Source organism: Shinella sp. JR1-6, from assembly GCF_004284735.1.
Lineage (GTDB): Bacteria > Pseudomonadota > Alphaproteobacteria > Rhizobiales > Rhizobiaceae > Shinella.
Genome location: NZ_SHMI01000001.1, coordinates 59,190 through 72,321, shown reverse-complemented (window position 1 = coordinate 72,321; position 13,132 = coordinate 59,190). Strand labels below are relative to the sequence as shown.

Here is a 13,132-nt window from a genome sequence, read left to right as displayed (position 1 = left end):
CCATGAAACTCGCCATTGCCGGTGACAGCGCGGGCGAAGGCCTCGCAAAGGTTCTCGCCGATCATCTGAAGGACCGCCATGAGGTGCACGAAGTATCGCGCACCGATGCCGGCCCGGACGCCTTCTACGCCAATCTTTCCGACAGGGTCGGCTCCGCCGTCATCGCCGGCGAATACGATCGCGCGATCCTTGTTTGCGGCACCGGTATCGGTGTGTGCATCTCCGCCAACAAGGTGCCGGGCATTCGCGCCGCGCTGACGCACGACACCTATTCGGCCGAACGCGCCGCACTGTCCAACAACGCGCAGATCATCACGATGGGCGCGCGCGTCATCGGCTCGGCACTGGCAAAGGCCATCGCCGACGCCTTCCTCGCCCAGACCTTTGACGAAAACGGCCGCTCGGCCGGTAACGTTCAGGCGATCAACGACGTCGACGCCAAATACAACGCGGGCAAATAAACCCGGTCGCGAAAGCGGAATGCGATCTCCCGCATTCCGCTTTTCGTAGAGCTTACGAACCGAATGCCGTCGCGAGCTTGCTGGCCGGCGGCGGGGCATAGCCGCCAAGGCGCGAGGTGCGCATGTTGAGGGCGCCCATGGCCTCGGCGAGTTTCACGGCACAGGTCACGCCATCGAGCACGGGCAGGCCGTGTTCCTGTGCGAGATCATTGGCAAGGCCGGCCATGCCGGCGCAGCCGAGCACGATCGCCTCCGCCCGATCCTCGGCGACGGCGATCCCGATCTCCGCGCTGATCTTCTGGCGCGCATTGGAACCGGGCTGCTCCAGTTCCAGCACTGCAACTTCCGAGGAGCGCACCCGCGCGCAACGCGCCGCAAGGCCGTAGCGCGCAAGATTGTGCTCCAGTGCCGGCACGGAACGGGCCAGCGTCGTGACGACGGAGAACTTGTTCGAGATCATCGAGGCAAAATGATAGGCCGCCTCGCCGATGCCGATGACGGGTTTGTCTGTCAGGCAGCGCGCAGCATCGAGCCCCGTGTCGTCGAAACAGGCGATGACGACAGCGTCGCAATCCGGATTGTCCTTGATGACGCCGAGCAGACCGGCGAGGCTCATCGCCTCGTCGAAATAGCCTTCGATGGAAACCGGACCATTCGCCGGATTGACCGCGACGATCTCGGTCCCGGCAGAGGCGGCGCCAAGCGCCGCCTTGCCGATATGGTCCGTCATCGATGCTGTCGTGTTGGGGTTGATGACGAGGATTTTCATTTTAGAGTTCGCCTCCGAGGTAGGCAGCCTTGATGCGGTCGTCGTTCATCAGATCCTTGGAATTGCCTGACAGCGCGATCGACCCGGTGGAAAGCGCGTAAGCGCGGTTGGAGATGGACAGCGCCATGCGGCTGTTCTGCTCGACGAGGAGGATCGAAACCTTCTCGTCGCGGCTGATGGCGACGATGGCGCGGGCGATGTCCTGCACCAGTTTCGGCGCGATGCCGAGCGAGGGTTCGTCGAGGAGCAACAGTTTCGGACGGGCCATCAGCGCGCGGCCGATCACCATCATCTGCTGCTCGCCGCCCGACATGGTGTTGGCCTGCTGGTGGTAGCGTTCGCGCAGGCGCGGGAAACGCGTCAGCACGTTTTCCAGCGTCTGCTCGATCTCCGCCTTGTCGGTGCGTGTGAACGCCCCCATCAGGAGGTTGTCCTTCACCGACATCAGCGGAAAGGCGCGCCGTCCCTCGGGCACCATGGAGATGCCCTTGCGCACCACATCGGCGGCGGAGGTGCCGTCAAGGCGCTCCCCATGGTAGAAGATCTGGCCGGACTTGACGGGACGCAGGCCCGTGATCGCCCGGAGGATCGAGGACTTGCCCGCCCCGTTCGCGCCGATCAGCGCGACGGTTTCGCCTTCGTCCACATCGATGGAAACGCCCTTCAGCGCATAGATGTGGTCGTAGTAGAGTTGGATATTCTCAACGCTCAATATCTTCGTCATGGCTTACATCCCGATCGCCGCATCTTCGGAGCCGAGATAGGCCTCGATGACCTTCTCGTTCTCGCGGATTTCCTGGGGGGTGCCCTCGGCCAGCTTCTGGCCGAAGTTGATGCACACGATGCGGTCGCTGATCTTCATGACAGCGGGCATGTCGTGCTCGACGAGAAGCACGGTGACGCCGCGCTCGTCGCGCAGACGCCGCACGAGGCCGACCATCTTCATCGTCTCGTCATGGTTCATGCCGGCGAAGGGTTCGTCGAGCAGGATGACCTTCGGATCGGTGGCAAGGCCGATCGCCATGCCGAGGGCGCGCAGATGCCCCTGCGGCAGGTTGGAGGCGAGTTCGTTGCGGATCGCCTGCAGGCCGAGGAAGTCGACGATGTCGTCCGCCGAGGCCGCAAACGCCGCCTCGTCGTCCTTGGCCTGCTTCGTGCCGAGGAAGAAGCCGAAGAGGCTCGCCTTGGAGCGCAGGTGATGGGAGACGATGATGTTTTCGCGCACCGTCATGGAGCGGAAGATCGTCGTTTCCTGGAAGGTGCGCACCACGCCCATGCGGGCAACCTTGTGCGGGGCGAGACTGGAGATGCGCGTGCCGTTGAACAGCACCTCCCCGCTGGTCGCCGGCACGAAGGAGGAGATCAGCTTGAACAGCGTCGATTTCCCCGCGCCGTTCGGGCCGATCACCGAGAGGATTTCGCCCTTGTTGACGTCGAAGGAGACGTCGTTGACAGCCGTCAGACCACCGTAGCGCTTGGTGATGTTGCGGATTTGCAGGATGGTGCTCATGCGCGTCCCTCCTTCTTGTCGAGAAGGCTCAAAATCCCGTTCGGCAGGACAAGCATGAGCAGGATCATGACGCCGGAATAGATGAGGAGCTGATATTCCCGGGCGATCGACAGGAGGTCCCAGCCGAAATAGAGCAGGAGCGTGCCGAGCATCGGGCCAAAGACATAACCGAGGCCGCCGAGGAAGCAGTAGAGCATGAAGTTCACGCTGTCGGCGACCACGAAGGAGGACGGATAGATCGACTGGGCGATGGAGGCGAACATGGCGCCCGCAATGCCGCCGAAGAACGAGGAAATCGCATAGGCAAGCACCCGGAGATAGGCGGTGTTGACGCCGATCGAGGCCGAAAGCTCCTCGTTCTGCTGGAGGCTGCGGCAGAGATGCCCAAGCCGCGAATTCACGATGCGCCACAGCACCAGGTAGGTGATGACCATCAGCACCACGGCCATGAGGTAGAAACCGAAGCGCGGGTTGGAGAGCGTGCCGAAGGCCGGGATGATCGTCAGGCCGAAGATGGAGAGCTCGCCGGGCAGCGGGATCGAGGTGATGCCCTTGGCGCCGTTGGTGACGGGCAAGGCAAGCGCGGAAAGGCGTGCGACCTCGGTCAGGACGAGCGTCACCATGGCGAAGTAGACGCCGCGGAGCCTGAGGATCGGAAAGCCGATCAGCACGGAGATGACGGCGCAGAACAGGCCCGCCAGCGGCAGCGTCAGCCAGAAGGAGACGCCGGCCTGGGTGACCAGGATCGCCGAAACATAGCCGCCGACCAGCGCGTAGGCGCCCTGACCGATATTGATGCGGCCGATGTAGAAGGTGAGCCACACGCCGGCAGCACCGACGGAGAGCAGCGCGACCGAGGTCAGCGTGTAGAAGAAATCCACGCGTCCGGTGGCGCTGATGAACAGCGGCACGAGCACGAAGACAGCGAGAAGGAGGATGGCGAAGCCGAGAAGCTTTTTCGTGTTCATGATCTCAACCCCACGGCTTGCCCATCAGCCCCTGCGGGCGGATGGCCAGGAACACCATCAGCGAGGCGAAGATCACGAGATAGGTGATGTCGCCATAGGCCGAGAGCACGGTGAGGCCGACGCTCTCCATCATGCCGAGGATGAAACCACCGGCAATCGCCCCGGAAATCACGCCCGCACCACCGATCATGATCATCAGGAAGGCCTTGACCGAGGTCGGGCCGCCCATGCCCAGATTGACGCCGGTGATGGTGACGAGGAGGCCCCCGACGAGGCCAGCCAACATGGCGCCGAGCGCAAAGCCGATCATCGAATAGCGCGAGACGTTCACGCCCATCAGCTGGGCGGCCATCTTGTCCTGCGCCAGCGCCCGCATGGCGCGGCCGGTCTTGGAGTAGTTCATGAAGCCGATGAAGGCCACGATGAGCAGGATGGCGAGCACGCCGATCAGGATACGGTCGTAGGGCATGATGATGCGCATATCGAGGTTGAGCACGCCGTTGACGATCTTCGGCACGCCGCGCTGCTTTTCCCCGAAGAGCAGCAGGATGACGGCATCGAGGAAGAAGGCGACGCCCGCTGCAAGCAGCATGGTCGATTCATCCCGCTTCGAGCGGCGCACGACCGGCGCGAAGAGGAACTTCTCGATGGCCGCGCCCATGACCGCCAGTACGATCGCCGAGGCGAAAAGGCCGACAATGAAAGGCAGGCCGAGCTGAACGACGACGGTGTAGGTGACGAAGCCGCCGAAGACGTACATCTGCCCGTGGGCGAAGTTCAGCACGTTCATCAGCGAGAAGATCAGCGTCAGCCCGAGGGCGATCAACGCATATTGCGCACCAAGGTAGAGACCGTTGGCAATTATCTGTTCCATCGTGAGCCTCCAATGGAAAGAAGGTTCAGGCAAAAAGGGACCCGGCCGGACGACGCGCCGTCCGGATCCCCCATCTTATCAATGCCTAGGCTCCGATCAGTCGACCTGACCGACGAACAACGTCTCGAACTTGCCGCCCTTGTACTCGTTCACGACGAGCGGGACGGAGATCTGCCGCTTCTGGCCAAAGGACGTCATGCCGACATATTTCAGCTTGGCGTCGCCCTTCATGAAGGGGTTGGCGGCTTCGAACGTGTCCATCGTCTTCTTGAATTCATCGACATTGTCGATCGCAGCGGGGTTCGCCTTGAGCGTCTCGATGATGTATTCGAGCGCATAGACCTTGGTGTTCGACTCATCATTATACTCACCGAACATCTTCGTATAGCGCTCGACGAATTCCCGCATCGCGTCGCTCGCAAGCTCCGGCGTGGACGCGCCACCAACGGAAATGAAGCCGTCCGCGAGTTCTCCCGCACCTTCCTGCAGAACGCTGGCATCCTGCCCGGTTTCCGTCGAGATGAGGCCGGTATAGCCGAGTTCGCGTGCCGAGCGGATCAGCTGCGGGGCATTGGCCGGCGAAACACCGGAGAGCACCAGCAGGTCTGGCGAAGCCTGAATAACGGGCAGCAGCACCGGGGTGAAATCGGTGGTGTCCACCTGATAGGTCACGTTGCCCGACACGACTTCAAGCCCGAGCGCCTCGGCGGCGGCAATACCGGATTCCCGCTGGCTCAGCGGATCGGATTCGTTGGCGGCAACGAAGGCCACCTTCTTCACGCCCTTGGTTTCCTTCAGGAACTTGTAGATGGCAGGACCGGACTGGTAGTTCGCCACCATGCCAAGGATCGCGTTCGATGCCGGCGCCGTGAAGAGTTCCTTCGGGAAGGCATAGGGGAAATACATGATGCCGTTCTGCTCGGCGACCGGGCGCACGGCGGCGGCACCGTCATCGACGTTCGGGCCGACGACATAGTGCACGCCGTCCTGCGCCATCTTCTCCATGCCTGCAATGGCACGCTTGGGGTCCTTCTGGTCGTCGAAGGGCACGATCTCGATATTGTAGGTCTTGTCACCGATCTTGACGCCGCCAAGCTCGTTCAGCCAGGCCGCCCGCGCTTCCATCGAGCGCTGGTTCGAAACACCCCAGGACGCGGCCGGGCCGGAGGTGACGCCGACGAAACCGACCTTCAGCGTGGCGTTCTCGGCATAAGCCATCATCGGCATCGACAGCATGGTCGCGGCGGCAAGGGCGGAGATCTTCAGAAATGTGCGCTTGTGCATGATGTTCTTCCTCTGGGCCATTGATCTGTTTTTGATAGGCGCATGGGTCGCAAGCGGCGGCCCCAATCGGCCTTGGCAGAAGCATTGAGCGCATTGTTAACGATCTTGTCAAGTGGTTGTGAACACGCGATACTATTCCGTGTCAACGAAATCGGCGCTTGTTGGTCAACCAAATCGGTCTTATTTAGGGGCTGTGCAACAGACTGCGCGTGTCAGGGTGAATTCGGTGGTTGATGTAGGCAGGGAAAACCTGGTTGAGGCGGAAGAGATCGACGAGAGCGATATCGTCGATCGCATTTTCGAAGCGGTCATCGAACAGCGATTGCCGCCGGGTACGAAGCTTTCGGAATCGGCCCTGTGCGACGCTTTCGGCGTCGGGCGCATGCGCATCCGCCGCAGCCTGCTCCTGCTGGCGAGCCGCGAAGTCGTGGAACTGCATGCCAATCGCGGCGCCTTCGTCGCCTCGCCGACGCCCGAGCAGGCCCGCGAAGTCTTCGAAGCCCGCCTCGCGCTGGAGCCGAACATCGCCCGTCTTGCCGTCCAGCGCGCAAACGAGGCGGACATTGCCGCACTGACCCGCCATCTGGAAATGGAATATGTGGCGCACAAGGAGCGCCACCGCCACGACGCGATTCGCCTGTCCGGCCAGTTTCACACGCTGCTGGCGCAGATCGCCGGCAATGCCATCCTCATCCGCACGATGAAGGAACTGGTGACCCGTACTTCGCTGATCATCGGCCTGTTCGGGGCACCCGGCGTCAGCAATTGTCGCGACGACGACCACGCCGCCATCGTTGGCGCCTTCCACACGCGCGATGCGGAAAAGGCAGCCTGGATGATGACCCTGCATCTGCGCCACATCCAGGAGCACCTGGAAGCGGGCGCAAAGACCTCCGACAGCGTCGATCTCATGGCCCTGTTCGGTAAGGCGTGATCCGCCGGATCTCCAGCAGGCAGCATGGCCCGCGCCAGTCCTCGGCCGTGCCTGCCGGCGATGCGCAGGGAGGACACAGACGAAACGTCAGGGCGATGATGCCTTTTCCTCCGGCTGCTCGATGCGGATGGCCGGATCGAACCGGTAGCGCGTCGTTATGGCGAGCCGGTAGCCGTTGACATCGGCATCCGAGACGGTCGCCACCGGACGGTAGCTGGCAGGGTCGAAATAGGCCGTGACACGCGTATCCAGCGTGCCGATCTTCTGACGGAAGACGAAACCACGGTAGGACTTGCCCTCGAAGGTCGCCTCGCCGGGGCACTCGATTTCCCTTGCGTTTTGATCGTAAACATAACGATCGGCCACCACGCTCTCAAGCGACTGCTGCAACTGCTCCACCGGCATCGGAACCCAGGCCCCCTTCGCCAGGGTCCACCCCTCCTCGCCGATAATGATGAAATCTGCCTGGGTATTGAGCCCCGACGTCTTCATGCGCAGGCCTTGCGTCATGTCGAAAAGCGAGGACGAAGCCATGCGCCGCACCACCGCTCCATCCGATGCCAGCACGTCGGCCACCACTTCGACCCCGTAGCGCACCGCATCCGGACGGTGCCGGTTGATCCCGGTGAAATCCGAAAGGCAGTCGGCCCAGCCATCCTGCCCTGTCGAAACCAGAAGGACCCCCACCAGAAAAGCGACCCTGATGTTCAACTGCCTCTCCCCCGCCACGAGCACGCTGCTTCCCCGAAAGGGAACGCATCAGCCGCCCCGCCTATTCACGTTGCCCCCGCGTCTTCCCGCGGCACGCAGGTACCCGCCAAGAGAGGCTCTTTCGGCTCAGCTGCGCTCGATATCCCGCCTGAGCACGATGGAGGTCGTCAGGTCTTCGACATTGTCCATGGTCGAGACCTCGTTTCGCAGCTCGTTGAGCGCGTTGATCGAGCCGACCTCCACCTCCACCACGAGATCAAGCTGGCCGCTGACGGAGGAGACCTTGCGCACCGCGGAAAAACCGGCAAGGCGATCGAGCACGCCGATCGAGGGCGTGCGCTTGAGGGTGACGAGCAGGAAGGCCTGGATCTGCCCGTCATCGAGCTGGCCGATGTCCGCCCGGTAGCCGCGGATGATGCCGGCCTTTTCCAGCCGGCTGACACGCTCGGTGGTGGCGCTGCGCGACAGGCCGATCCGCCCCGCCAGCGACTTCATTGGAATGCGCGCCTCGCGGGAGAGAATGCTGAGGATCGTGCGGTCGATGGCGTCCGTATCCTGCATGGCCCCTTCCCAATTCGCGCCGACAAGATGACGGTTATTATAAACAGAGTGCCGGCACAACCGGCATAATGCCGGATGCGCCGCCGCGTCGTCCATGCAACTCTTTCGGCAGGAACGAGGATAACCATGAACGACATGCTGAAGACGACCCCGGATTTCTCCATCGACGCCGCCGCAGCGCTGCTTGCAGAGCACTACGGTCTCTCGGGCACGCTTTCGCCGCTGGCCAGCGAACGGGACCAGAACTTCAAGGTGGAGACGACGGAAGGCACCTTCATCCTGAAGATCATCAACGCCGCGGAGCCGGAGATCGAGAGCGACTTCCAGACAGCGCTGCTCGCCCATCTCGGCACCCATGCCGGCGACCTGCCGGTACCCCATATCCGTCCGACACTGTCGGGCGGAAGCCTTGCCTCCACCACCAGCTCGCACGGCGTCCAGCATCGTATCCGGCTGGTGAGCTGGGTCGAAGGCAGGCCACTCGCCGAGACGGAGCGCAGCGATGCCGCGCTTCAGTCCCTCGGCCGGATGCTTGGCCGCTTCGATGCCGCGCTGAAGGGCTTCATGCATCCGGGTGCCCTGCGCGATCTCGACTGGGACATCCGCCATGCCGGCCGCTCCGCCGCACGCCTGCAGCATGTCGCCGCCGCCGAGGACCGGGCATTGATCGAGCGCTTCCTCAAGCGCTTCGCCGCCATCGCCCCGCGCCTTGCAACGCTGCGCGCCGCGGTGATCCACAATGACGCCAACGACTGGAATGTGCTCGTCGACGCAGCCGATGCCGACCGCATTTCCGGCCTGATCGATTTCGGCGATGCGCTGCATGCACCCGTCATCGCCGAAGTTGCCATCGCAGCCGCCTATGCCGGCCTCGACCACGGCGACCCGATCGGCGCGGCTGCCGCCATTGTCAGCGGTTTTCATGCCGAATATCCGCTGCAGGAAGAAGAGGTCGATCTGCTCTACGACCTCATCGCCATCCGCCTCGTCACCTCGGTGACCATCTCCGCCTCCCGCCGCAGCCATGCGGAGGACAACCCCTATCTCGCGATCAGCGAGCGTCCGGCCTGGACGCTGCTGCGCAAGCTCGACCGCATGAACCCGCGTTTCGCCACCGCCATCCTGCGCAAGGCCTGTGGTTTCGAGACCGCACCGGGCGCCCGCACCGTCGCCGGCTGGATCGCGAAGAACCGCAAGACACTCGCCCCCCTGCTGGAGCGCCCGGCCGCGACCTATCCGGCAGCCCTTGTCCCCTACGGCGACCCAGCCCACCCGATGACCGTCAAGTCCGCCGCCGAGCAGCCGGACGAGGCGCAGGCGATCTGGGAAGCACATTGCCGCGAGAACGGCATCGAGCTCGGCATCGGCCCGTTCGGCGAGGAGCGCACCGTCTATGCCGGCGATATGTTCGTCTCGCGCTTCATCGAAAAGACGCGCCGCACCCGCCATCTCGGCCTTGACCTCTTCATGGCCTCCGGCACGAAGCTCTACACGCCCCTGCCGGCGACTGTCGTCAGCGTTGAGATCGAGAAGGACCCGCTCGGTTACGGCTGCCTGATCGCGCTTCGCCACGAGCCGGAGGACTGCCCGCCCTTCGTCAGCCTCTGGGGTCACCTCGCACATGAAGCCCTGGGGCGGCTCAAGGCAGGGGAGCGGCTAGAAGCAGGCGCGCTCGTCGGCGAAATGGGCGCACCGACGGAAAACGGCGGCTGGGCGCCGCATCTCCATCTCCAGCTCTCTGCCGACACCAACCTCTCCGCCACCGAAATCCTCGGCGTCGGCGAACCGCGCTATCTCGACGTTTGGGCAGAGCTTTTCCCCGATGCCAGCACCTTTGCCGGCATCGCCGGGGAATTCTACGAACGCCACGGCCGCTCGCATGAGGAGATCGTCAAGCTCAGGCGCGAATTGCTGCTGCCGAACCTGTCCATCTCCTATGACAAGCCGATCAAGTTCGTACGCGGCGAAGGCGTCTTCCTGATCGATGACAGCGGCCGGGCCTATCTCGACTGCTTCAACAATGTCTGCCACATCGGCCATGCCCATCCGGTCGTGGTGGAGGCGATGGCGAAGCAGGCGGAAACGCTCAACACCAACACCCGCTACCTGCATGACAATATCGTCGCCTATGCCGAGCGTCTGACGGCAACGCTGCCGAAGGAGCTGACGGTCGCCGGCTTCGTCAACAGCGGCTCGGAGGCCAACAGCCTGGCGCTGAGACTGATGCGGGCGCATACCGGCCGCGAGAATGCCATCACGCTCGACTGGTCCTATCACGGCACGACACAGGAGCTTATCGACATCAGCCCCTACAAGTTCCGCCGCAAGGGCGGCAAGGGACCGAAGCCCCATGTCCATGTCGCGACCGTTCCCGACAGCTATCGCGCGCCCGACAACTGGTCGGTCGAAGAGCACGGCAAGCGCTTTGCCGAAAGCGTCGCGGAACTGATCGCCGGCATGCAGGCGAAGGGCGAAGGTCCGGGCTTCTTCATCGCCGAATCCATTCCGAGCGTCGCCGGCCAGGTCTTCCTGCCGGAAGGCTACCTGAAGGAGGTCTACCGGCTGGTGCGCGAGGCTGGCGGCGTGTGCATCGCCGACGAGGTGCAGGTCGGCTTCGGCCGCGTCGGCAGCCATTGGTGGGCCTTCGAGACGCAGGGTGTCGTGCCCGATATCGTCACCATGGGCAAGCCGATCGGCGACGGCCACCCCATGGCCGCCGTGGTGACGACCCGCGAGGTGACCGACAGCTTCAACAACGGCATGGAATATTTCAACACCTTCGGCGGAAACCCGGTTTCCTGCGCCGTCGGCCTTGCCGTGCTCGACGTCATCGAAAGCCAGGACCTGCGCGGCAATGCACTGACCATCGGCAACTATCTGATGGACGCCTTCCGCGCCATGCAGACACGCTACGACGTGATCGGCGACGTGCGCGGCCTCGGCCTCTTCCTCGGCATCGAGCTCGTCACCGACCGCAGGACGAAGGCACCCGCCACCGAGTTCGCCCGTGCCGTCTCCAACGGTGCCCGCCGCCGCGGCGTTCTGATGGGAACGGAAGGGCCGCATGACAATGTCCTGAAGATGCGCCCGCCGATGATCTTCTCGAAGCGGGACGCCGACCACCTGATCGCCGTGCTCGAGGAAACCTTCGCCGACGTCGCCAAGACGCTCGGCTAAGGCAAACGCCACCACCACGCAACAACTTGCCGCCGGGAAAGATCGCCTTCCCGGCCAGGATGACGCATGCCCAAAATCAACAAGGAGGAGAACCAATGAAGATCGCAACTTTGGCCATGGCAGCCGCCACGCTCGCCGCCGGCACGCCCGCCCATGCGGGCACACTCGATATCATCAAACAACGCGGCGAGGTGCGCTGCGGCGTCAGCCAGGGCGTGCTCGGCTTTTCCGTGCCGGACAAGAACGGCGTCTGGGGCGGCTTTGACGTCGACTTCTGCCGCGCCGTCGCCGCCGCCACGCTCGGCAATCCGGACAAGGTGGCTTATGTGCCGCTCTCCACGAAGGACCGTTTCACGGCGCTGCAATCCGGTGAAGTGGACCTGCTCTCGCGCCAGACGACCTGGACTCTGTCGCGCGACACCGATCTCGGCATGAGCTTCGTCGGCGTCAACTACTATGACGGCCAGGCCTTCATGGTCAGCAAGGAGATCGGCGTGAAGAGCGTCAAGGACATCTCCGGCGCGTCCGTCTGCACGGAAACCGGCACGACGACCGAGCAGAACATGGCCGACTACTTCAGCGCCAACAAGATCGAATACCAGGTCATCGCCTTCGAAAAACCGGACCAGACGGTGCAGGCTTTCAACACCGGCCGCTGCGACGTCTATTCGACCGACGCCTCCGCGCTCTACGCCCAGCGCCTGACGCTCAACGACCCCCAACGCTTCGAGGTGCTGCCGGAAGTCATCTCCAAGGAGCCGCTCGGCCCGGCCGTGCGCCAGGGCGACGACCAGTGGTTCAAGATCGTGCGCTGGACGCTGTACGCGCTGATCGAAGCAGAAGAGATGGGCATCGGCAAGGACAACGCGGCGACACTCGTCGAAAGCGGCACCATCGCGCAGAAGCGCTTTCTCGGCATCGAGAACGAGGCCGGCAAGGCGATGGGCCTCGATCCGAAATGGGCCTATCAGGCCGTCTCCGCTGTCGGTAACTACGGCGAGATCTTCGAGCGCCACCTCGGCAAGGACAGCCCGCTGAAAATCGACCGCGGCCTCAACCGGCTGTGGAGCGACGGCGGCCTGATGTACGCCCCGCCCGCCCGCTAAAAATCAGGGAACGCCGCAGGATCGCTCCTGCGGCGTTCCGCATTCTATTCGCGCGCGCCGTCGGCAAGCGCCGAGAGCCCCGCCATGTCGCGGATCAAAAGCTTCTGCCGCCCGCCCTCGACGAGGCCGCGCGCCTCCCAGGCGCTGAGAATGCGCGAGACCGTGTGCAGCGTCGTGCCGGTCATCTCCGCAATATCCTGCCGCGAAATGGGGAAATCGATACGGATGCCGGCCTCCTCCTTCCGCCCAGCCTGCTGGGACAGGCGAAGCACGGCATGCGCCACCCGGCGCTCGACCTCCTGCGTCGACATCTCCCGGATGCGGGTATGAGCCTCCTCCAGCCGCTGGCCGATCGTCTGCATGGCCGTGACGGCAAGGCGAGGATTCTGCTCGACGAAATGCGGCCAGAGATCCGTCGGCCAGCCGAGGATGACGCTTTCCGTCGCCGCCCGCGCGGTGCCCGGATAGTCCGTGCGCTGCAGCGCCTTGGCGAAGCCGAAGAGATCGCCCGGATGCACGACCCGAACGATGATCTGCTGGCCGTCTTCCGTCACCTGCGTCACTTTCAGCCGGCCATGCAGCAGAAGAAAGAAGCTCGCCGCCTGCTGGCCCTGCTCGAAAACGGCATCGCCCTGCGCCACGCGACGCGCCGTCGCATGGGTCAGCAGCCTGTCGAGGTCCTCGTCGCTCATCCTGTCGAACAGGGCGAGCGATCGGACGACGGTCCGGTCGATCTTCACAGCCAAATCCCTCTCGCGTGAAAGCTACCGGCTTCTA

The 13,132-nt window shown here is 63.6% G+C and carries 13 protein-coding genes; 4 read left to right on the top strand and 9 right to left on the bottom strand.

The window, feature by feature from the left end; genetic code table 11:
- Positions 1-2 precede the first annotated feature (2 nt).
- A complete protein-coding gene (locus tag EXZ48_RS00325) occupies positions 3-461 on the top strand; it encodes an RpiB/LacA/LacB family sugar-phosphate isomerase (protein ID WP_130513962.1) in 459 nt (152 codons plus the stop codon).
- 52 nt (positions 462-513) lie between these two features.
- Here EXZ48_RS00325 and EXZ48_RS00320 read toward each other — a convergent pair whose 3' ends face one another.
- The 6 genes from EXZ48_RS00320 to EXZ48_RS00295 all read right to left on the bottom strand — a co-directional run bounded on the left by EXZ48_RS00320 (position 514) and on the right by EXZ48_RS00295 (position 5,866).
- Entirely contained in the window at positions 514-1,230 is a 717-nt protein-coding gene (locus EXZ48_RS00320; RefSeq protein WP_023516407.1) for an aspartate/glutamate racemase family protein, read from the bottom strand.
- 1 nt (position 1,231) lies between these two features.
- On the bottom strand, positions 1,232-1,954 hold the full coding sequence (locus EXZ48_RS00315; protein ID WP_130513961.1) for an ABC transporter ATP-binding protein: 723 nt from the start codon (positions 1,952-1,954) through the stop codon (positions 1,232-1,234).
- Between the two features lie 3 nt (positions 1,955-1,957).
- The gene (locus tag EXZ48_RS00310) at positions 1,958-2,740 is read right to left on the bottom strand and encodes an ABC transporter ATP-binding protein (RefSeq protein ID WP_130513960.1); all 783 of its coding nucleotides are present in this window, start codon (positions 2,738-2,740) and stop codon (positions 1,958-1,960) included.
- Positions 2,737-3,708, bottom strand: a complete 972-nt coding sequence (locus EXZ48_RS00305; protein WP_130513959.1) for a branched-chain amino acid ABC transporter permease — start codon at positions 3,706-3,708, stop codon at positions 2,737-2,739. Before EXZ48_RS00305 ends, EXZ48_RS00310 begins: the two co-directional genes overlap by 4 nt.
- 4 nt (positions 3,709-3,712) lie before the next feature.
- Positions 3,713-4,582, bottom strand: a complete 870-nt coding sequence (locus EXZ48_RS00300; protein ID WP_024271308.1) for a branched-chain amino acid ABC transporter permease — start codon at positions 4,580-4,582, stop codon at positions 3,713-3,715.
- 96 nt (positions 4,583-4,678) lie between these two features.
- Complete coding sequence (locus EXZ48_RS00295; RefSeq protein ID WP_024271307.1) at positions 4,679-5,866, bottom strand: ABC transporter substrate-binding protein; 1,188 nt, start codon at positions 5,864-5,866, stop codon at positions 4,679-4,681.
- 226 nt (positions 5,867-6,092) lie between these two features.
- Here EXZ48_RS00295 and EXZ48_RS00290 point away from each other — a divergent pair, with 226 nt between their 5' ends.
- Complete coding sequence (locus tag EXZ48_RS00290; protein WP_024271306.1) at positions 6,093-6,800, top strand: GntR family transcriptional regulator; 708 nt, start codon at positions 6,093-6,095, stop codon at positions 6,798-6,800.
- An 87-nt stretch (positions 6,801-6,887) separates the two neighbouring features.
- On the opposite strand, the gene EXZ48_RS00285 is transcribed toward EXZ48_RS00290, so the two are convergent.
- Positions 6,888-7,511, bottom strand: a complete 624-nt coding sequence (locus EXZ48_RS00285) for a hypothetical protein (protein ID WP_130513958.1) — start codon at positions 7,509-7,511, stop codon at positions 6,888-6,890.
- Between the two features lie 126 nt (positions 7,512-7,637).
- The gene (locus EXZ48_RS00280; protein ID WP_064331380.1) at positions 7,638-8,072 is read right to left on the bottom strand and encodes an Lrp/AsnC family transcriptional regulator; all 435 of its coding nucleotides are present in this window, start codon (positions 8,070-8,072) and stop codon (positions 7,638-7,640) included.
- A 126-nt stretch (positions 8,073-8,198) separates the two neighbouring features.
- Between EXZ48_RS00280 and EXZ48_RS00275 the strand changes: the two genes are divergently transcribed.
- Both EXZ48_RS00275 and EXZ48_RS00270 read left to right on the top strand, forming a co-directional pair.
- Positions 8,199-11,249 (top strand): aminotransferase class III-fold pyridoxal phosphate-dependent enzyme, encoded by a 3,051-nt coding sequence (locus tag EXZ48_RS00275; protein WP_130513957.1) that lies wholly within the window; start codon positions 8,199-8,201, stop codon positions 11,247-11,249.
- A gap of 95 nt (positions 11,250-11,344) precedes the next feature.
- On the top strand, positions 11,345-12,355 hold the full coding sequence (locus tag EXZ48_RS00270; protein WP_130513956.1) for an amino acid ABC transporter substrate-binding protein: 1,011 nt from the start codon (positions 11,345-11,347) through the stop codon (positions 12,353-12,355).
- 44 nt (positions 12,356-12,399) lie between these two features.
- Here the strand turns inward: EXZ48_RS00270 and EXZ48_RS00265 are convergent, their stop codons facing one another.
- Positions 12,400-13,095, bottom strand: coding sequence for a Crp/Fnr family transcriptional regulator (locus EXZ48_RS00265; RefSeq protein ID WP_050743810.1), 696 nt, complete (start codon positions 13,093-13,095; stop codon positions 12,400-12,402).
- Positions 13,096-13,132: the final 37 nt, after the last annotated feature.

Excerpts from the sequence above, each read along its gene's own strand:
- EXZ48_RS00325 (WP_130513962.1), top strand. The coding sequence starts at position 3 with ATGAAACTCGCCATTGCCGGTGACAGCGCGGGCGAAGGCCTCGCAAAG.
- EXZ48_RS00295 (WP_024271307.1), bottom strand. The coding sequence starts at position 5,866 with ATGCACAAGCGCACATTTCTGAAGATCTCCGCCCTTGCCGCCGCGACC.
- EXZ48_RS00280 (WP_064331380.1), bottom strand. The coding sequence starts at position 8,072 with ATGCAGGATACGGACGCCATCGACCGCACGATCCTCAGCATTCTCTCC.
- EXZ48_RS00300 (WP_024271308.1), bottom strand. The coding sequence starts at position 4,582 with ATGGAACAGATAATTGCCAACGGTCTCTACCTTGGTGCGCAATATGCG.
- EXZ48_RS00305 (WP_130513959.1), bottom strand. The coding sequence starts at position 3,708 with ATGAACACGAAAAAGCTTCTCGGCTTCGCCATCCTCCTTCTCGCTGTC.
- EXZ48_RS00275 (WP_130513957.1), top strand. The coding sequence starts at position 8,199 with ATGAACGACATGCTGAAGACGACCCCGGATTTCTCCATCGACGCCGCC.
- EXZ48_RS00310 (WP_130513960.1), bottom strand. The coding sequence starts at position 2,740 with ATGAGCACCATCCTGCAAATCCGCAACATCACCAAGCGCTACGGTGGT.
- EXZ48_RS00315 (WP_130513961.1), bottom strand. The coding sequence starts at position 1,954 with ATGACGAAGATATTGAGCGTTGAGAATATCCAACTCTACTACGACCAC.
- EXZ48_RS00270 (WP_130513956.1), top strand. The coding sequence starts at position 11,345 with ATGAAGATCGCAACTTTGGCCATGGCAGCCGCCACGCTCGCCGCCGGC.
- EXZ48_RS00320 (WP_023516407.1), bottom strand. The coding sequence starts at position 1,230 with ATGAAAATCCTCGTCATCAACCCCAACACGACAGCATCGATGACGGAC.